This is a genomic window from Streptomyces sp. ALI-76-A, from assembly GCF_030287445.1.
Lineage (GTDB): Bacteria > Actinomycetota > Actinomycetes > Streptomycetales > Streptomycetaceae > Streptomyces.
This window is the reverse complement of sequence record NZ_JASVWB010000002.1, coordinates 2,395,611-2,413,802: the sequence shown is the minus strand read 5'-3', so window position 1 is coordinate 2,413,802 and position 18,192 is coordinate 2,395,611. Positions and strand designations below refer to the sequence as shown.

General features: G+C 73.7%; 19 protein-coding genes and 1 pseudogene. 11 read left to right on the top strand and 9 right to left on the bottom strand.

What is annotated here, in order from left to right; genetic code table 11:
• The first annotated feature begins 187 nt into the window (after window positions 1-187).
• From QQS16_RS11830 to QQS16_RS11820, 3 genes are all read left to right on the top strand, one after another.
• Entirely contained in the window at window positions 188-919 is a 732-nt protein-coding gene (locus QQS16_RS11830; protein WP_286061588.1) for a class II aldolase/adducin family protein, read from the top strand.
• 86 nt (window positions 920-1,005) lie between these two features.
• Entirely contained in the window at window positions 1,006-2,139 is a 1,134-nt protein-coding gene (locus tag QQS16_RS11825) for an alpha/beta hydrolase family protein (RefSeq protein WP_286061587.1), read from the top strand.
• A 214-nt stretch (window positions 2,140-2,353) separates the two neighbouring features.
• Complete coding sequence (locus tag QQS16_RS11820) at window positions 2,354-3,769, top strand: hypothetical protein (RefSeq protein WP_286061586.1); 1,416 nt, start codon at window positions 2,354-2,356, stop codon at window positions 3,767-3,769.
• Window positions 3,770-3,781: 12 nt separating this feature from the next.
• On the opposite strand, the gene QQS16_RS11815 is transcribed toward QQS16_RS11820, so the two are convergent.
• Entirely contained in the window at window positions 3,782-4,195 is a 414-nt protein-coding gene (locus QQS16_RS11815; RefSeq protein ID WP_286061584.1) for a VOC family protein, read from the bottom strand.
• Between the two features lie 285 nt (window positions 4,196-4,480).
• On the opposite strand from QQS16_RS11815, the gene QQS16_RS11810 reads away from it, so the two are divergent.
• The 3 genes from QQS16_RS11810 (at window position 4,481) to QQS16_RS11800 (ending at window position 7,604) form a co-directional block, all read left to right on the top strand.
• Window positions 4,481-6,079, top strand: coding sequence for an ABC-F family ATP-binding cassette domain-containing protein (locus QQS16_RS11810; RefSeq protein ID WP_286061583.1), 1,599 nt, complete (start codon window positions 4,481-4,483; stop codon window positions 6,077-6,079).
• A gap of 373 nt (window positions 6,080-6,452) precedes the next feature.
• Window positions 6,453-6,674: a helix-turn-helix domain-containing protein gene (locus tag QQS16_RS11805; RefSeq protein ID WP_004002281.1), complete on the top strand. Its 222-nt coding sequence runs from the start codon at window positions 6,453-6,455 to the stop codon at window positions 6,672-6,674.
• Window positions 6,675-6,791: 117 nt separating this feature from the next.
• On the top strand, window positions 6,792-7,604 hold the full coding sequence (locus QQS16_RS11800) for an enoyl-CoA hydratase/isomerase family protein (RefSeq protein ID WP_286061582.1): 813 nt from the start codon (window positions 6,792-6,794) through the stop codon (window positions 7,602-7,604).
• 4 nt (window positions 7,605-7,608) lie between these two features.
• Here the strand turns inward: QQS16_RS11800 and QQS16_RS11795 are convergent, their stop codons facing one another.
• Window positions 7,609-8,319, bottom strand: a complete 711-nt coding sequence (locus tag QQS16_RS11795; RefSeq protein WP_286061581.1) for a nucleopolyhedrovirus P10 family protein — start codon at window positions 8,317-8,319, stop codon at window positions 7,609-7,611.
• A gap of 86 nt (window positions 8,320-8,405) precedes the next feature.
• Between QQS16_RS11795 and QQS16_RS11790 the strand changes: the two genes are divergently transcribed.
• The 5 genes from QQS16_RS11790 to amaP are packed head-to-tail and all read left to right on the top strand — an operon-like array spanning window position 8,406 to window position 10,752.
• A complete protein-coding gene (locus tag QQS16_RS11790) occupies window positions 8,406-8,888 on the top strand; it encodes an Asp23/Gls24 family envelope stress response protein (RefSeq protein ID WP_286061580.1) in 483 nt (160 codons plus the stop codon).
• A gap of 34 nt (window positions 8,889-8,922) precedes the next feature.
• Window positions 8,923-9,114 (top strand): hypothetical protein, encoded by a 192-nt coding sequence (locus QQS16_RS11785; protein WP_286061579.1) that lies wholly within the window; start codon window positions 8,923-8,925, stop codon window positions 9,112-9,114.
• Window positions 9,111-9,506, top strand: a complete 396-nt coding sequence (locus tag QQS16_RS11780) for a hypothetical protein (RefSeq protein ID WP_286061578.1) — start codon at window positions 9,111-9,113, stop codon at window positions 9,504-9,506. Before QQS16_RS11785 ends, QQS16_RS11780 begins: the two co-directional genes overlap by 4 nt.
• Window positions 9,503-10,168, top strand: a complete 666-nt coding sequence (locus tag QQS16_RS11775; protein WP_286061577.1) for a DUF6286 domain-containing protein — start codon at window positions 9,503-9,505, stop codon at window positions 10,166-10,168. The genes QQS16_RS11780 and QQS16_RS11775 overlap by 4 nt, the downstream gene beginning before the upstream one ends.
• Window positions 10,165-10,752 carry an alkaline shock response membrane anchor protein AmaP gene (amaP, locus tag QQS16_RS11770; RefSeq protein WP_286061576.1) on the top strand — a complete coding sequence of 196 codons (588 nt, stop codon included), beginning with the start codon at window positions 10,165-10,167 and terminating at the stop codon, window positions 10,750-10,752. The genes QQS16_RS11775 and amaP overlap by 4 nt, the downstream gene beginning before the upstream one ends.
• A gap of 164 nt (window positions 10,753-10,916) precedes the next feature.
• On the opposite strand, the gene QQS16_RS11765 is transcribed toward amaP, so the two are convergent.
• The 7 genes and pseudogenes from QQS16_RS11765 to QQS16_RS11735 all read right to left on the bottom strand — a co-directional run bounded on the left by QQS16_RS11765 (window position 10,917) and on the right by QQS16_RS11735 (window position 18,127).
• Window positions 10,917-11,672: an SDR family oxidoreductase gene (locus tag QQS16_RS11765; protein WP_286061575.1), complete on the bottom strand. Its 756-nt coding sequence runs from the start codon at window positions 11,670-11,672 to the stop codon at window positions 10,917-10,919.
• A gap of 5 nt (window positions 11,673-11,677) precedes the next feature.
• Complete coding sequence (locus QQS16_RS11760; protein WP_286061574.1) at window positions 11,678-13,462, bottom strand: glycoside hydrolase family 15 protein; 1,785 nt, start codon at window positions 13,460-13,462, stop codon at window positions 11,678-11,680.
• An 88-nt stretch (window positions 13,463-13,550) separates the two neighbouring features.
• Window positions 13,551-14,342 carry an SURF1 family cytochrome oxidase biogenesis protein gene (locus QQS16_RS11755; RefSeq protein WP_286061573.1) on the bottom strand — a complete coding sequence of 264 codons (792 nt, stop codon included), beginning with the start codon at window positions 14,340-14,342 and terminating at the stop codon, window positions 13,551-13,553.
• Window positions 14,343-14,391: 49 nt separating this feature from the next.
• Window positions 14,392-14,625 carry a metallothionein gene (locus tag QQS16_RS11750; protein WP_071528763.1) on the bottom strand — a complete coding sequence of 78 codons (234 nt, stop codon included), beginning with the start codon at window positions 14,623-14,625 and terminating at the stop codon, window positions 14,392-14,394.
• Window positions 14,626-14,704: 79 nt separating this feature from the next.
• Window positions 14,705-15,697, bottom strand: coding sequence for a DEDDh family exonuclease (locus QQS16_RS11745; protein ID WP_286061572.1), 993 nt, complete (start codon window positions 15,695-15,697; stop codon window positions 14,705-14,707).
• Window positions 15,698-16,227: 530 nt separating this feature from the next.
• Window positions 16,228-17,235, bottom strand: coding sequence for a CopD family protein (locus tag QQS16_RS11740; RefSeq protein ID WP_286061571.1), 1,008 nt, complete (start codon window positions 17,233-17,235; stop codon window positions 16,228-16,230).
• A gap of 100 nt (window positions 17,236-17,335) precedes the next feature.
• Window positions 17,336-18,127 (bottom strand): annotated as a pseudogene (locus QQS16_RS11735) (hypothetical protein).
• Window positions 18,128-18,192: the final 65 nt, after the last annotated feature.

Here is an 18,192-nt window from a genome sequence, read left to right as displayed (position 1 = left end):
GGAACGGCGACGCGGACGACGAAGCCCCCAGAGGCTACGGGAAGATCACCACGATCCTGGTGATCTCCGGCCGAACGGCCGAAGAGGGTCGTCGATGCCCATATGTGATCTTTCGGAGGTTCGGATTCCGGCCCTGAAGCGCCGCCGCCCGGCAGCGAGTCGGCGCCGGCCCTGGCAGGATCGCCCCATGGCCGAGGAGCAGCGGGACCCGCGAGGTGAACGAGGCGCGCGAGCGGGCGTGCGGGACGTGCCGGAGCCGCGGGGGAGGAGCGTGCGCCCCGAGGAGGCGCACGCCTGGGAGGCACTCGTCGCGACGGCCCGCCGCACCGTGTCCGACGGGCTGGTCGTCGGCACCTCCGGCAACGTCTCGGTGCGGGTCGAGGACACCGTGCTGGTCACACCGTCGGGCGTGCCCTACGACCGGCTCACGCCCACGGACGTCACCGGGGTCGACCTCGACGGCCGGCAGGTGCTCGGCACGCTCGTCCCCACCAGCGAACTGCCCCTGCACCTGGCCGTCCACCGCACCACCGACGCCCGCGCCGTCGTCCACACCCACGCGGTGCACGCCACGGCCGTCTCCACACTCGTCACCGAGCTCCCGGCGATCCACTACATGGCCGCCGCGCTCGGCGGCCCCGTCCGGGTCGCCCCGTACGCCCCGTACGGCACCGACGAGTTGGCCGAGCACGCGCTCCGGGCCCTCGCCGGCCGCGCCGGCTGCCTCCTGCGCAACCACGGCACCCTCACCTACGGCGCCACCCTCGACCAGGCCTACGACCGCACCGCCCAGCTGGAATGGATGTGCCGTCTGTGGCTCACGGCGTCCTCGGTGCCGGGCCTCTCCCCGACGCTGCTGACCGAGGCACAGCTGGCGGAGACGGGGGAGCGGCTGCGGGGCTACGGGCAGCGGGACTGAGGGGCCGCGGTGAAAACCGCGTGGAAATGTCACTCCGGGCCGTCCTCCCGCTGGCCGCGGGACGGGTGCGCCAGGACACTGGGTGCGTGCGCACTGTCAGAGCGACGGCCGCTGCCGTCACCGCCGTGATGGGCGTCGGCGCCGCCGCGGTCGTCGCCGGACGACTCGCGGGCGACGCCGCCCTCAAGGCGCCGCCCGGCCGCCCCCTGCCCACCGAGCCCCAGCTCACCGTGCACGCGACCGCGGCCGGCCGCATCGCCGTCACCCGCGACCTGGCCGCCCTGCGCCCCGGCACGTACGGCCTCGCCGGCGACGGTGCGCACGCGGTCGTCGGCCCCGTCCTCGGCACGGAGACCCACTCCGCCGACACCGTCGTACGCCGCCTGGAACGCGTCACGCACGGCGCCCTGAGGCCCGGGGACAAGGTCCGGTTCACCCCGAACGTGCACGTCGGCGACCCGGGCACCGCCCTCGGCCTGGACCACTCGGACGTCGAGGTGCCCGGCGAACTGGGCCCGCTGCCCGCCTGGTTGACGCCCGGCGTGCGGGACATCTGGGTGATCGCGGTGCACGGCCTCGGAGCCAGCCGCGAACACCCCCTGAACGTCCTGGACTTCCTGCACCGCCTGCGCTTCCCGGTGCTCACCCTCGCCTACCGCGGCGACCTCGGCGCGCCCCGCCCGCCGGACGGGCTGAACCACTTCGGCGAGACCGAGTGGCGCGACCTGGACGCCGCCATCCGGTACGCCCTGCGCAACGGCGCCCGCCAGGTCGTCCTGTACGGCTGGTCCACCGGCGCCACCATGGCGCTGCGCGCCGCCGCGCACTCCACGGCGTACGACCGGATCGCGGGGCTCGTCCTGGACTCCCCGGTCCTCGACTGGCAGGCGACCCTGCGCGCCCTCGCCACGGCCCGTCGCACCCCGGGCGCCCTGCTGCCGCTCGCGGTGCGCGCCGCCCAGGGCCGTACCGGCATGTCCGCCGACCGCCTCGCCGGCGCCGACGTGGTCCCCCCGGGCCGGCCCCTGGCACCGACGCTGGTCTTCCACGGCCCGGACGACCGGGTGGCCCCCTGGGACCGCTCCCGCCGCCTCGCCGCCGCCCATCCCAGCCGCGTCACCCTCCACCCGGTCCGGCACGCGACCCACGCGGCGATGTGGAACGCCGACCCGGCGGTGTACGAGGAGACGCTGCGCCGCTTCCTGACCCCGTTGATGTGACCGCGCCGAAACCGGTCGCGTGCCCGCTCGGGCACGCGCTCCCCCTCGCCCGAGGCGTCGCGTCCACGCTCCGCCCCACAGGTTCCGTTTAACGCCGTACCAGTGGCCTGATCTCGGCTTCCGGCCACCCGCGCGGGCCCGCCATCGGCCCTCCCCGCCGCCCGCCGTGACATTCCGTTTGGGTTTTCGGACCGTCAACCGGAAGACTGCACCCGTGACGTCCCGTATCCCGCGCGACTCCAGGCTCCGACTCGTCCGCCCGCGACCCCTGGCCGCCGCCCCCACAGCAGTGAACCAGCGGCGTCCGCGCCGCGCCGCGCCCCGGCCGCCGGAGGGCACACCGGCCCCCGCGGAACTGGCCAGAATGGCGCGCTCCGGTCTCGCCGCCGCGGCCCGCGTCGCCCGCTGGGCCGACGCCGCGTTGCGCCCCGGGCGCGACGGCGCGAGCCCCGACGACAAGGGCGCACTCTCCGACGCGACCGCCGAACGGGCCGCCGCCGACCTGGGGCTGACCCCGGCTCAGGTCCGCGCCGCCTGGGACACCGCCCGCCTCGCCGGACTCGTCGAGGTGCACGGCGACAGCGCCCGCCCCGGCTGGCGGCTGCGCGCCTGGAACCGTGACGACAGCGCCGTCCTGCGCGGCTGGGTCGCCCTCTTCGACGCCTGGTCGCTCGCCCACCCGGAACCCTCCGACCACGAGCCGGCCGCCGTCGCCGAGGTCGTCTCGGCGATGCCCCAGGTGCTCTCCTTCCTCCAGCTGTCCGCCGGCCCCGTCCCCGTGGAGCAGCTCCTCGACCTCCTGGGACAGCGGGTCACCGAACTGCGCACCGAGCGCTGCGAAGTCCCCTACGGCCCCCGGTCCACGCCGGCCGAGACCGTCCCCGCGCCGCCGGAGCCCGCCGCCGACGCTCCCCTCGCCCCCCTGCTCGACTGGGCCCTGCGTGCCCTCGCCTCCGTCGGCGCCCTCACCTACGGCGACGGGCAGGCCACGCTCACCCCGCTCGGCAACTGGGCGGTGTGGGTCAAGCTGGAGCAGATCTGCGTGGCCGCGCAGAGCCCCGCCGGCAACATCGAGCAGGCCGCCGAGGACATGCTCCGCGGCTGCGCCCAGCTGCGCCCGAACGCGGCCCGCGCCGAGTACCGGGCCTGGCTCGCCGCCCGCCCCGTCGGCAGCGCGGTCGGTGAACTGCTCGGCGCCGCCCGCGGCGAGGACGCCCTGCTGCGCGGCCTCGCCTTCGAGGCCCTGCGGGTCGTCGGCGCCCCCGCCGAGCCCGACGTCCGCGCCGTGGCCGAGGAGCCGACACTGCGGCCCTACGCCCTGCTGTGGCTGGCTGAGCACGACGGGATCGACCCGGAGGACGCCCACGAGGTGCTCACCCGCGAGGAGGCCACCTGGCTGTGGGTCGACACCGCCGCCGCCGTCGCCGACCACGGCGAGGCCCCGATGCTCGTCCGGCACCTGGAGTCCGCGCTTCAGCCGACCGTCCCCGCGCTCCTCGACGAGGTGCGGGCCGTCGGTCACCCCCGCACCGTGCAGGTCCTGGTCGCGCTCGCCGCCGCACACCCCGACCCGGCCCTGGCCAAGGCCGTGCGCCGGGCCGCCTTCCAGGTGCACACCGGGGGGAGCTGAACCGCCCGGCCGTCAGCCCCCGATCTCGGGCGCGTAGGTGCCGAAGCTCCACACATTGCCCTCGACGTCCCGGGCCATGTAGTCCCGTGAGCCGTAGTCCTGGTCCGTAGGGGGCATCAGGATCTCCGCGCCGTGATCCACGGCACGCCGGTGATGTGCGTCGACGTCGTCCACCACGACGTAGACCCCGGTCGTGCCGGCGTCCTTCATCGCCACGTCGAAGACGCCGCCGCTGCCCTTGGAACCGACCATGACCGCGCCGTTGCCCTGCACCAGCTCGGCGTGCACCACCGAGCCGTCCTCGCCCTCGTAGACCGACAGCTCCATGAAGCCGAAAACCTCCGTGAGCTGCCGGATCGCCGCCTTCGCGTCCGCGTACAGCAGGGTCGGGTAGATGCTCGGACGCCCGCCGCTCGTTCCTGTCATGCCGATCACTCCTTTGTGACTCGTCACCGGAAATCCATCCGTCGTCCAGTCTCGCAGCGACGACTGACAACGCCCCGCCGAGCGCCGCGGCGGCGGCCGGTACGCCCCCGTCCCCGGCGTCACCGGCCCCGGAACCGGCCCTCGCCGCGCGGTCCGAACACCTGAGCGCAGAAAAAGTGGTTGCACGGCCCCGTTAGACTGGCCCCATGGCCATTCTCCTCGCGCATTAGACGGCGGGAACGTCCTCAGCCGTCCACCCGCCCCCGTCCGCCCTGGAGTCTGTCCGTGATTTCCGCCTCCGGTATCGAGCTGCGCGCCGGTGCGCGCGTCCTCATCGAGTCCGCCACCTTCCGTGTCGCCAAGGGTGACCGCATCGGTCTGGTCGGCCGCAACGGCGCCGGCAAGACCACTCTCACCAAGTGCCTGGCGGGCGAGGGCGTCCCCGCCGGGGGCACCATCACCCGCTCCGGCGAGGTCGGCTATCTCCCGCAGGACCCCCGCACCGGCGACCTCGACGTCCTCGCCCGCGACCGCATCCTCTCCGCGCGCGGCCTCGACGTGCTGATCCGCAAGATGCGCGACAACGAACAGCGCATCGCGAACGGCTCGGGCGCCACCCGCGAGAAGGCCATGCGGCAGTACGAGCGCCAGGAGACGGAGTTCCTCACCAAGGGCGGCTACTCCGCCGAGGCCGAGGCCGCCACCATCGCCGCGGCGCTCAACCTGCCCGACCGGGTGCTCGGCCAGCCGCTCCATACGCTCTCCGGCGGTCAGCGCCGCCGGATCGAGCTGGCGCGCATCCTGTTCTCCGACGCGGACACCCTGCTGCTCGACGAGCCGACGAACCACCTCGACGCGGACTCGATCGTCTGGCTGCGCGACTACCTCAAGACCTACCGCGGCGGCTTCATCGTGATCTCCCACGACGTCGACCTGGTCGAGACGGTCGTCAACAAGGTCTTCTACCTGGACGCCAACCGGGCCCAGATCGACGTCTACAACATGGGCTGGCGGCTCTACCAGCAGCAGCGCGAGGCCGACGAGAAGCGCCGCAAGCGCGAGCGGCAGAACGCGGAGAAGAAGGCCTCCGCGCTCCACTCGCAGGCCGACAAGATGCGCGCCAAGGCCACCAAGACCGTCGCCGCGCAGAACATGGCCCGCCGCGCCGACAAACTGCTCGCCGGACTGGAGGCCGAGCGGAAGTCCGACAAGGTCGCCAAGCTCCGCTTCCCGGAACCCGCGCCCTGCGGCAAGACCCCGCTGATGGCCGAGGGCCTGTCCAAGTCGTACGGATCGCTGGAGATCTTCACCGACGTCGACCTGGCCATCGACAAGGGCTCCCGCGTCGTCATCCTCGGTCTCAACGGCGCCGGCAAGACGACCCTGCTGCGGCTGCTCGGCGGCGCCGAGAAGCCCGACACCGGGCAGATCATCGAGGGCCACGGCCTCAAGCTCGGCTACTACGCCCAGGAGCACGAGACCCTGGATCCCGAGCGCACGGTCCTGGAGAACATGCGCTCCGCCAACCCCGACCTGGACCTGGTCGAGGTCCGCAAGACGCTCGGCTCGTTCCTGTTCTCCGGCGACGACGTCGACAAGCCGGCCGGTGTCCTGTCCGGCGGCGAGAAGACCCGGCTGGCGCTGGCGACCCTGGTGGTGTCGTCGGCGAACGTGCTGCTCCTGGACGAGCCGACGAACAACCTCGACCCGGCCAGCCGCGAGGAGATTCTCGGCGCGCTGCGCACCTACAAGGGCGCGGTCGTCCTGGTCACCCACGACGAGGGCGCCGTCGAGGCGCTCCAGCCGGAGCGGATCATCCTGCTGCCCGACGGCGTCGAGGACCTGTGGGGCGCCGACTACGCGGACCTCGTCGCCCTCGCCTGAAAGCCCGTGCCGCCGGTCGGCCGCGTGATCGAAGAGGCGATCGAAGGGGTGATCCACTGCGTCTGGATCATTCGGCCGATCCGTGATCCATCATCTGTGTGAGATCTCCTCGTACCGAGGTGTGTCCTACACCGATTTTCCGGCGAGTCCTTTATCGCAAGGACTCGGCCGTCGCACGTCCCTGACCTGGTCTTTCACGAATGAACCCGTTCGGCGGTACGAACGACAGGTCTTGGAATCCTCGGTTCCGCATGTGGGGACGTGCTCCTGTCGTCACAAGCAGGTCGCACGGACCTTGCCGAATGGGTGGCCATGAAGCCCCGGAGGGGTGATCATGAGGAGACCAGAGTGCACTTCCCATGAGGAGGACCGGGTGGCCGAGACTCTGAAGAAGGGCAGCCGGGTAACCGGCGCCGCGCGCGACAAGCTCGCGGCAGACCTGAAGAAGAAGTACGACTCCGGTGCGAGCATTCGGGCGCTGGCCGAGGAAACCGGCCGCTCGTATGGCTTCGTACACCGGATGCTCAGCGAATCGGGTGTCACGCTGCGTGGGCGTGGCGGGGCGACGCGGGGCAAGAAAGCCGCTTCGTCCTGAACCCGGGCGGCCCATCGGCTTCGATGGTGGCCACCCGGTCGGTCCTGTGATCGGCCGGGTGGTTACTGTGCAGTCACTTAGCATCGCTCTGTTGACCGCACACATCGGAGGCTCCCCATGGCTTCGCCCGACCAGGACGTTGTTTCCGAAACTCCAGCACTGGACAAGGACGGCGTACGGCTCACCGTCGACGACGCGATCGCCACGGTGACGCTGACCAACCCGGCCAAGCGCAACGCCCAGAGTCCCGCTCTGTGGCGGGCGTTGGCCGAAGCCGGGCGGGTCCTGCCGGGCTCCGTCCGTGTCGTCGTGCTGCGTGCCGAGGGCAGGTCCTTCTCCGCCGGACTCGACCGGCAGGCGTTCACACCCGAGGGCTTCGACGGTGAGCCGTCGTTCATAGACCTCGCGCGGGGTACGGACGCCGAGCTGGACGCGACCATCGCCGGGTACCAGGAGGGCTTCACCTGGTGGCGACGGAGCGACCTCGTGTCCATCGCCGCGGTGCGGGGACATGCCATCGGGGCGGGCTTCCAGCTCGCGCTCGCCTGTGATCTGCGCGTCGTCGCCGACGACGTGCAGTTCGCCATGCGCGAGACCAGCCTCGGACTCGTCCCGGACCTGACCGGTACCCACCCACTGGTGGGACTGGTCGGATACGCCCGGGCGCTGGAGATCTGCGCGACCGGCCGGTTCGTGCACGCCGAGGAAGCCGTGCAGACCGGCCTGGCGAACGTGGCGGTGCCGCCGGACCAGCTCGACGGCGCGGTACGGGACCTCGCCTCGGCGCTCCTGGCCGCGCCCCGGGACGCGGTGATCGAGACGAAGGCACTGCTGCGCGGAGCACAGGACCGTACCTACGAGGACCAGCGGGCCGCCGAGCGGGCCGCGCAGGCCCGACGGCTGCGGGACCTGGCCGGCGTCGGCGAGTAGGACCTCACCCGACGGCGGTCACCAGTACCGCCACCGTCGGCTGATCCGGCAGCGCCCGTCCCACCGTCGCGCGGACCTCCCGGACCACCTCCAGTGCCCGGTGGTCCGCGCCCACCGCCAGTTCCAGGCGGACGTGGCGGCGGGGCAGGGCGGTCGGTCCGTGCTGCCCTTCCCCGATGTGCACCGGGCGGCCCAGCGTGCCCGTCAGCCGACGCACACCCGGCACGGCCAGGGCCGCGTCGGCCGCGTGCTCCTCGTCGGCGTCCCCGCCCGCCGTGGCCGAGGCCGGTTCCGGCGCTCGCGCCGGAAGGGGCTCCGGCTCCTCGTCCAGCAGTCCCGTCACCCGCAGGTCCACCTCCGCCACCACCAGGCCGAGGCCCTCCGCCGCGGCCGCCAGCAGCGCGCGCAGGCGCGCCGCCGTCGCCGGCAGCGGCTCGGACGCCGTGGCGGCGAACTCCGCCGTCACGAGCAGCGGGCCGGGCGGCAGGGCGCTCGGCGGCGGCGGTACGGCGGGCTCGTACGCGTCCTGCGGATCGGCGAGCCCGATCCGCACCGCGTCCAGCCGTACCTCGCGCACGCTCTCCGCCGCGCGCCGCAGCACCGCGCCGGCCGCCGTCTCGGAGATCCACGCGCCGTCGCGCGCGTCTCCCAGGGGCAGGAACCTGCCGAGCCGCATCTGCTGCCGTACCGTCTGCGTCCACTGGTGCGCCGTCATTACTCCAGCCTGCCGCATCTCCGGCGCGCCATCGCGCAACCCCGCTTACGGTGGTCGAAGGGGATGAGCGGAAGGGACGTACGGCGATGAGTGACATGACGGAGCGGAACCGGACGCAGAACGAGAACGAGATCGAGCCGCCGGTGCAGGCCCGCAGGGCCGTCAAGCGCGGCGGCGGGGACCCGGCGAGCCGGGGACGGACCACCATCGCGGACGGCGTGGTGGAGAAGATCGCCGGGATGGCCGCCAGGGACGTCGTCGGGGTGCACGCGATGGGCAGCGGGCTGAGCCGCACCTTCGGCGCCGTCCGGGACCGGGTCCCGGGCGGGGCGAAGTCGGTCACGCGCGGGGTCAAGGTCGAGGTGGGCGAGGTGCAGACCGCGCTCGACCTGGAGATCGTCGTCGACTACGGCGTGGCGATCGCCGAGGTGGCCCAGGCCGTGCGGGAGAACGTCATCGCGGCGGTGGAACGGATGACCGGCCTGGAGGTCGTCGAGGTCAACATCGCGGTGAGCGACGTGAAGCTGCCGGACGAAGAGGACGAGGAGCCGGAGTCCCGGCTCCAGTGACGCGACCGAACCACTGACGAGCTGAGGAGCGCACATGAGCATGGCCGTGGTCGGCATGATCGCCGGCATGGCGCTGGGCTTCGCCGGATACTTCGGCGGCTTCGGCGCCTTCCTGCTGGTCGCCGCCCTGGGTGCCGTCGGGTTCGTCGTCGGCCGGTTCCTGGACGGCGATCTGGAGCTCGGCGATCTGTTCCGCACCCGTGACGAGCGACGCGACCGGCGGTGACGGCGGTGACGGCGTCCGTGAGCGGTGGGGCCGGTGAGCTCCGCGGCCCCCTGGCCGTCGTCCCGCCGGCCGAGCGCGGCGCGACCCGGATCGCCGACCGGGTCGTGGCGAAGATCGCCGGACAGGCGGCACGCGAGGCGCTCGGCGAGCTGCCCCCGGACGCCGGACCCCCGCACGCCACCGTCGTCGTGCACCACGGGACCGCCCGGCTGCGCGTGCACCTCGAACTGGACTACCCGGGCGACATCGGCGCCCGCTGCGCCCGGGTGCGTCGACATGTCGTCGAGCGGGTAGGCGCGTTGGTGGGCATCGAGGTGTTGGAGGTCGCCGTCCAGGTGGAGCGGCTGCATCCGGCACAGGCGCACGGCGTGGCACAGGGGAGGACGCGATGAGCGAGCCCCACGGCTCCGAGGGCACCACACGACGACTGCCGGTCATGGAGAAACCGGCCGACACCGGCGGGCAGTACGAGGCTCCACCGGTGCTCGACGACGAGCCGGGCGAGCCCGGCGCCAGTGGCCGCTTCTGGTCGGCGCGCCGCGTCCCCGCGGGGATCGTGGCGCTGCTCCTCCTGGTCGTCGCGGGCGCCTTCCTGTACGACGTCGCCGCCGTACGGGCGAACCGGGACGCCCTGTCCTGGCGCCGGGAGCTGGCCCGGCAGCTCGCCGAGCGGCCCCTGGACGACATCTGGGTGCTCGTCGGCGCGGGCGTCGCCGCCGCCCTCGGCCTGTGGCTGATCGTGCTGGCCGTCACCCCCGGCCTGCGCGCCGTCCTGCCGATGCGGCGGCCCCGTCCCGACGTCCGCGCCGGGCTGCACCGGGCCGCCGCGGCCACGGTCCTGCGCGACCGGGCCATGGAGATCGCCGGTGTGCAGTCCGTCCGGGTGCGGGTGGGCCGTGCCCGGGCCGACGTCCGGGCGGTCTCCCACTTCCGTGAACTCGACGACGTCCGCGCCGACCTGGACGCCACACTCGCCCACGCGGTCGGCGGGCTGGGCCTGGACCGGCCGCTCGCGCTGGCGGTGCGGGTGGCACGACCCGGACGAAAGGGATGAGGACGGTGCCCAGGACTCTCAACCGCGTACTGCTCGCCGTGATCGGCCTCGTCCTGGTGCTTCTCGGCGGCTCGGTGCTCGCCGTGGGGCTGGGCGCCCCGGCGCCCTCCTGGTGGATCCACGACGGCCGGCGCGACGTGCTGCTCGGCGACGCCGAGCGCACGCGCTGGCGGGACGCCGGCTGGTGGTGGCCGGTCGTCCTCGCCGCACTCGCCATCCTGGTCCTGCTGGCCCTGTGGTGGCTGACCGCGGTCCTGCGCCGGCACCACCTGACCGAGGTGCTCGTCGACACCGGCGACGGCCAGGGCGCGCTGCTGCGGGGCCGCGCCCTGGAGGGCGTCCTGGCGGGCCAGGCGGGCGAGCTGGACGGCGTGGCCCATGCCCAGGCCCACCTCAAGGGCCGCCCGACCGCCCCCGAGACCCGCGTACGCCTCCAGCTGGAACCCCACGTGGACCCGGGCACCGTCCTGCACGACCTCACCACGGGGGCCCTGGCCCACGCCCGCGACTCCGCGGGCCTCGCCGCGCTCCCGGCGGAGGTCCGCCTGACCGGGGTCAAGCACCGCGCGGAACGGGTCAGTTGAGGAAGCCGGGGGGACAACGGGTCAGTTGAGGAACCCGGCGGCGGTACGGGGCGGTTGACGAACCCAGGGCGCGGGGTCGTATCCCGTATGTCCCGCTCGCCCGCTCGCCCGCTCGTCGTCCGCCTGTCGTCCCGTCGTCCGCCAGTCCATCCGGACGGCCGCCGTCAGAATCCGTGCCGCATGCCTCCGTCGACCGACAGCATGACCCCGGTCAGGAAGGACGCGGCCGGGGACAGCAGGAAAGCGGCCGTCCGCCCGAACTCCTCCGGCCTGCCGTACCGCCGCAACGGGATGCGGGACTCGTTCGCGGCCCGGGTGGCCTCCGGGTCCGCGGACAGCGCGTCCAGCTGGCGTACACGGTCCGTGTCGATGCGTCCCGGCAGCAGGCCCACCACCCGGATCCCCCGCGGGCCCAGCTCGTCGGCCAGCGACTTGGCGAACCCGGCGAGCCCCGGCCGCAGCCCGTTGGAGATCGTCAGCCCCGGGATGGGCTCGTGCACCGACCCGGACAGCACGAACCCGATGACGCCCCCCGGCGCCAGCTCCGCCGCGGCCGCCCGCGCGAGCCGGACCGCGCCCAGGAACACCGACTCGAACGCCGTCTGCCACTGCTCGTCCGTGGTGTCGGCGACGAACCCCGGCGCCGGCCCCCCGACGCTGATCAGCACGCCGTCGAAGCGGCCGAAGTGCTCGCGCGCGGTCGCGATCAGCCGTGCCGCCGCCTCCGGGTCGGCGTTGTCCGCGGCGACCCCGACCGCGTTCGGCCCCAGCGCGGTGGCCGCCCCGGCGGCGCTCTCCTCCTCCCGCCCCGTGACGACCACCTTCGCGCCGTCCGCGACGAGCTCGCGCGCGGTGGCGTTGCCGAGGCCGCGCGTGGCCCCGGTGACGACGTACACCCGGTCCTTCAGTCCAAGATCCATGGCCCCTATCCTGCCTCGTCCGCCCCGAACAGGGCGAGGGCCGTGTTCACCAGGCCGATGTGGCTGAACGCCTGCGGGACGTTGCCGAGCTGGGCGCCCGCCACGGGGTCGTACTCCTCGGACAGCAGGCCCACGTCGTTGCCGAGCTCGACCAGCCGTTCGAACAGTTCCCGCGCCTCCTTGGTGCGGCCCGTCATGTGCAGGGCGTCCGCGAGCCAGAACGAGCAGGCGAGGAACGTGCCCTCGCCGCCCGGCAGCCCGTCGACGTCGCTCTCTCCGGCGCTGTAGCGGTGCAGGAGGCCGCCGTGGCCGAGTTCGTCGCGGACCGCGTCGATGGTGCCGATCACCCGGGGGTCGTCGGGCGGGAGGAAGCCGACACGCGGGATGAGCAGCAGCGCGGCGTCGAGCTCGTGGGAGCCGTAGTACTGGGTGAAGGTGTTCCGCTCGGGGTCGTAGCCCTTCTCGCACACCTCCCGGTGCACCTCGTCGCGCATCGCCCGCCAGCCGTCCAGGTCGCCGTGCAGCTCGGGGTGGGCCTCCAGGGTGCGGACGGCACGGTCGGCGGCCACCCACACCATCACCTTGGAGTGGACGAACTGGCGGCGGGGCCCGCGTACCTCCCACAGCCCCTCGTCCGGCTGCCGCCAGGCCGACCGCAGGAACGCCATCAGGGCGCTCTGCAACGCCCACATGTCCGCCTTGGTGGACAGGCCCGCCTCCCGCGCCAGCGACAGCGAGTCCATGACCTCGCCGTACACGTCCAGCTGGAGCTGTTTCACCGCTCCGTTGCCGATCCGTACGGGGGCCGAGCCGGCGAAGCCGGACAGCCACGGCAGCTCGAACTCGGGCAGCCGCCGCTCGCCCGCCAGGCCGTACATGATCTGCAGGTCGGCCGGGTCGCCGGCCACCGCGCGCAGCAGCCAGTTCCGCCAGGCCTCGGCCTCCTCCAGGTAGCCGCACGCCAGCAGGGCGCCCAGGGTGAGGGTGGAGTCGCGCAGCCAGCAGAAGCGGTAGTCCCAGTTGCGCACCCCGCCGATCTCCTCGGGCAGCGAGGTGGTCGCGGCGGCCACGATGCCGCCGGTCGGCGCGTAGGTGAGGGCCTTCAGGGTGATCAGGGACCGCACGACGGCGTCCCGGTGCGGACCGTCGTAGCGGCACCGGGACGCCCAGGCGCGCCAGTCGGCGACGCTGTGCTCCAGTGCCTCGTACGGGTCGACGAGCGGCGGGCGCGGCTCGTGCGAGGGGTGCCAGGTGAGCACGAAGGCGACCTTCTCGCCCGCGGCGACGGTGAACTGCGAGTGCGTGCCGAAGTCCTCGCCCCAGGTCGGCACCTCGGGCTCGCTGCGCAGCCAGGTCGAGTCGGGTCCCGCGACGGCCACCCGGTGGCCGTCGGACCGGCGCACCCAGGGCACGACCGAGCCGTAGTCGAACCGCAGCCGCAGGGAGCTGCGCAGGGTGACCTCGCCGCTGAGGCCCTCCACGATGCGCACGACGTCGGGGGAGCGGTCGCGCTGCGGCATCAGGTCGGTGACGCGCACGCTGCCCTCGTCGGTGTCCCACTCGGTGTCGAGGACCAGGGTGTCGGGGCGGTAGGCGCGTCTCGCGCACCGGTCCGCGCCCACGGGGGCGATCCGCCAGTGCCCGTTGTCCTCGTCGCCGAGGAGCCTGGCGAAGCAGGCGGCCGAGTCGAAGCGGGGCAGGCAGAGCCAGTCGACGGAGCCGTCCCGGCCGATCAGGGCAGCGGTCTGTTCGTCGCCGATGAGAGCGTAGTCCTCGATACGGGGGTGCACCCAGTGCGGGTTCCCGGCGGACCCGATGACCAATCCGGGCGGGGTCCGGCGATGGTCCGGTCGGTCCAGGGGGCCTGGGCCGGGGCCGCTACACCGCCGCCGGTTCCGCCTCCGCGGTCTGCTCGGCCCCCGCCTGACGGCGGTCGCGCAGCTCGCGCCGGACCAGGACCACCCAGCCGACCGGGACGCCGGCCGCGAACAGCCACCACTGGACGGCGTACGCGTAGTTCAGCGCGGCGTCCTCGTTGCCGGGCGCGCCGATCAGCTCCGGCAGGTCGCCCTTCGGCTCGGGCGCCGTCTGCACGACATAGCCGCCGAGCACGTCGGCGCCGAGGCGGTCCGCCTGCTGCGCGCTGTTGATCAGCATGATCTGCCGGTCCGGGAGCCCCTTGAGGTTCTTGATGCCGCTCGCGGCGGTCGTCTCGTCGGGCATCAGCCGCCCGGTGACGGTCAGCTCACCGCGCGGCGGGGCGGGGATCTCCGGGAACGCGGTCTGGCTCCGGCCGTTCGCGGGGATCCAGCCCCGGTTGACGAGCAGCACCTTGCCGTCGGCGAGGACGAACGGGGTCAGGACGTGGTAGCCGACCTCGTCGTCGGAGTTGGTGCGGCGGCGGACGACGACCTCGTCGCCGGTGTCGAAGCGGCCCTGCGCGGTCACCGTGCGGTACCGCTCGTTCGTGGTGATGGTGTGACCGGGAGTGGTCAGCGTCTCCACCGGCACCGGCTCGGCGGACAGCGCGTCGGACACCAGCTGGTTGCGGGCGGTGCGCTCCTCGTAGCGGTGCATCTGCCAGATACCCAGCCTGATCATCGTGGGGATGAGGAGGAGGGCGACCAGCGTGAGGATCACCCACTGCCGGGACAACAGGAAGCGGTACACCCCACGACGGTACAACTCGGTCGTGGGGTGTCCGGAGGTGGGGGCCGCTTCAGACCTTGTCGACGATGCCCGCCCTTCCCTCCGCGCGGGCGCAATGGGCGCCGCAGTACCAGTGGCCCTCGACCTCGACGCCCTGACCGATGATCTGCACCCGGCAGTGCTCGCAGATGGGTGCCATGCGGTGGATCGCGCAGGAGAAGCAGTCGAAGACGTGCACCGCGCCCTGCGCGTGCACCTCGAAGGTCATGCCGTAGTTGTTGCCACATACTTCGCAGGTCGCCATGGGCCACAGGGTGAGCCGTCGGCGCGGTGCGGGCGAGCCGGCGCCGGGCGAGTCGCCCCGCAATCACCCGTCCGTACGGTCACTGCCCGGACGCCGGTTCGACATCCCCGAGCAACTGCCCGAACGCCGCCTCGTCGACCACCGGCGTGCCGAACTGCCGGGCCTTGACCACCTTCGACGTGCCCGAGTCGGGGTCGTTGGTGACGAGCAGGCTGGTCAGCCGGGAGATGCTGGTGGCGACGTGCAGACCGGCCTCGACCGCGCGGTCCTCCAGCAGCTCGCGCTCCACCGAGGTGTCCCCGGAGAACGCGATCCGCATGCCCTGTTTGAGGCGTTCGCCCTCTTCGTAGCGGCCCGGATTGGGGTAGGGGCAGGCCGGCCGCTTGCGGGCGGGGCGCCACCCGCCCGCCCGGTGGCCGCCGTACCCGGACCCCGCCTGCTGTCCGATCCGGGGCGCCGGCCGGTCCGACCACTCGGTCAGCGGCCGGCACTCGTGCAGTGGCAGCCGTACGCCGCCGGCGGCCGCGGCCCGCAGGCTCGGCCGGAACGCCTCGGCCAGCACGCGCGCGTCGTCCAGCGCGTGGTGCGCCCGCTGCTGCACGACACCGAAGTGCGCCGCCAGGGTCTCCAGCTTGTGATTGGTCAGCGGCAGGCCCAGTTCCTTGGACAGCGCGATGGTGCACAGCCGCTGCCGCACCGGTGCCTCGCGCTCCGCGCGCGCGTACTCCCGGGCGATCATCTGCCAGTCGAAGACCGCGTTGTGCGCGACGAGCACCCGGCCGTCGAGGCGGGCCGAGAACTCCTCGGCGATGTCACCGAAGAGGGGCGCGCCCTCCAGCACGTCGCTCGTCAGCCCGTGGATCCACACCGGGCCCGGGTCGCGCTGCGGGTTGACCAGCGTGTACCAGTGGTCCTCCACCTCGCCGCGCGCGTCCAGGCGGTAGACGGCCGCGGAGACTATCCGGTCGTTGCGGGCCAGGCCGGTGGTCTCCACGTCGACGACCGCGTATCCCTGCGGATAGGCGGTCGGCCACCCGGTGGCGGGGGACGCTGCGGTGAGGTCTTCGAGCATGGTTCCTGAGGATACGGGCCGCGACTGACAGTGCCGTCCCGTACCCGTCCGTCAGCTACCGGGCGGCGCCCGCGAGTTCGCCCGGCTGTTCGCGTTCCTGTTCGCGTTCCTGTTCGCGCGCGGAGGGCGGTCGCGTGCGAAGTCGCTTTGCCCGGTGGATCGTTCGCTCCCCCGTGGTGGACCGCTCCGCCCCTCGCCACCGGCCTGTTCCGGTACGCGACGGCCGGAGCCCGCGCCGAGCGTGTGCCCGTCTTGTCTGAGTTCGCCCGGTGCGATTCGGAATGGGTCGTCCTCGGCTCCGGGAGACGGCAGTTGTGCGAGCGGCCGGAGCCGAACCCGCGAAACCGGCCGGGCTGCCGGAGGAACGGCGACTCACCCGGGCGGTGGCCCGGGAAGCCGCCGTCCAGTTGACGGAACGTGACGCGCTACGGGCCGCACGCGGCGTACGGGCGCGTGGAGCCCGGCGACGACCCGCACGGCGGGCACACCACACCGACGCGTTCGTCACCGACGGAGGCAGCGTGCGCAGGTCACCACCTGATCGGCAGCGGCAGCGCCGTCAGCGCGCCGGACACCGCCACCACCAGTCCCAGGGCGACGACCTCCGCGCGCGCGGGGGAGCAGGCGGTCAGCGGTTCGGCCGCCCGCCCGAGCCGTATCCGTGCCCACAGCGCCAGCACGGCGACGGCGACCACCAGCAGCACCTTGGCGAGCAGGGCGCGCCCGTACGCCGTGGTCGTCAGCTGGTCCAGGATCGTGTCCGACGGCATGCGGCGCAGCGAACTCCACACCCCGGTCGCGGTGATGGCGGCGAGCAGCACGGCCGCCACGCGCGCGTAGAGCCCGAGCAGCGCCGCGCCCGCCGCCGGGGACCGCCAGTGCCGCAGGATCCGCAGCGCGTACAGCAGGCCGCCCGTCCACAGGGCCGCGCACGTCAGGTGCACCAGCGTCAGACCGGACCCGAGCAGCGCGCCGTCCTCGGTCGCGGGGTGCGCCCGCAGGGCCTCCGCCACGACCACCGCGGTCAGCGGCCAGACCTGGGTGGCCGGACGGCGCGAGAGGGCGCACAGGCCGGCCGCGAGGAACGCGTTGACCTCCACCAGCGCGAGCTTGCCCTCGCGGGACTCGTACAGACCGCCGACGTCGACCTGGGCCACGCTGTCCGGCACGAGGTTGCCGGTGGCCACCACCGACGCGAGTCCGAGCGCGGCGAGGAAACCGGCGCCGGCCGCGTACGGAGCCCAGTCGCGGGGCGCGGCCGGGGGAGCGCCGGGCACCGCGCGGACCAGCCGGCGCACGAACAGCTCGCCCACCGCGACGCTGAGCGCCGCGAACAGGACCGTGCGCAGCAACGCGATGCCGCCGGCACCGGGCGCGGCGGCCTCCCCGGTGTCCTGCAGCGCGGCGGAGGGCCCGAGCAGCGGGATCAGCGCGCCCAGGGCCACCAGGACGAGGAGGGCGACGGCCCGGCCCGCGCCGGGAGGCCGTCCGGGACCGCTCGCGTCGGCCACCTCGGTGGTCGGTCGTATCAACGTCACCTCACGATCTTCACCAGTCACGACAGAACCGGGCAAGTCCTGGAAAACAACTGGCGGAACACCAATGTGCCCCTTCGTACGGTTCAGGTCCGGCCGTGACTCAGCTCCAGCGCGGCGCGTCCGTCCCCCAGGGCACCGGCGGGCGTGTCCAGTCGGGTGGCCCGCCCGCGAAGGAGACGGGCGAACGGGCGTACCGCAGCCGCCCGAGCGCGCTGTCCGTCCCGGCCGGCCAGCGCCCTGCCCCGTCGTACGCCGCGGCCGGTGTGCCGCCGCCCTCGACGCCGCTCGTCAGCCAGTGCGCCGTCCGGGCCAGCGCCAGCCGCACCCACCGGCTGCCGCCTTCGTAGGACGGCTCGGTCAGCGCCCGCAGCACGGCGGCGGCCAGCAGATACCCCGGGTGTGCGCAGCGCGACGGCGAGACCGCCGGCCGTGTACACGGTCTCCTCGACCTCCGGGGCGGACCGTTCGGCGAGCGCCGACTCCACGGCCCCACGGCGCCCTCGCCCGCCGGGACGCCCGACGCGCCCAGCAGCCGGGCCCGGTGATGCGGATGGTTCGCGTGGGTGCGCACCCAGCCGTCCGCCGTCCGCCAGAACCGGGACAGCGGCGCGAAGGCGACCGGCGCCCGCCGGTCGACCCGCAGGTGCCGCTCACTGACGAACGCGGTCGCCACGGCCCCGTCGTCCACCCGCACCGCGGGCACGACGGCCGGCCCGGCCCGCCGCGCCGCGAGCTCGGCGGCGGCCAGCGCGCACGCGCCCACACAGGCGCGCGCCGACTCCCGTACGGGAAGGCGCCCCTCAAGAGCGCCCTCCCGCACCACGGCGGACACGCGGGAGAGCAGGGCGGGATCACCGCCCACGGCGGACCGGGCGGACGCGATTCCAGTCATGACCGCACTGTGCGGTAGTGACCGGATCAACGGATGAGCCCGGGCTCACCCGTCATCACCGCGTT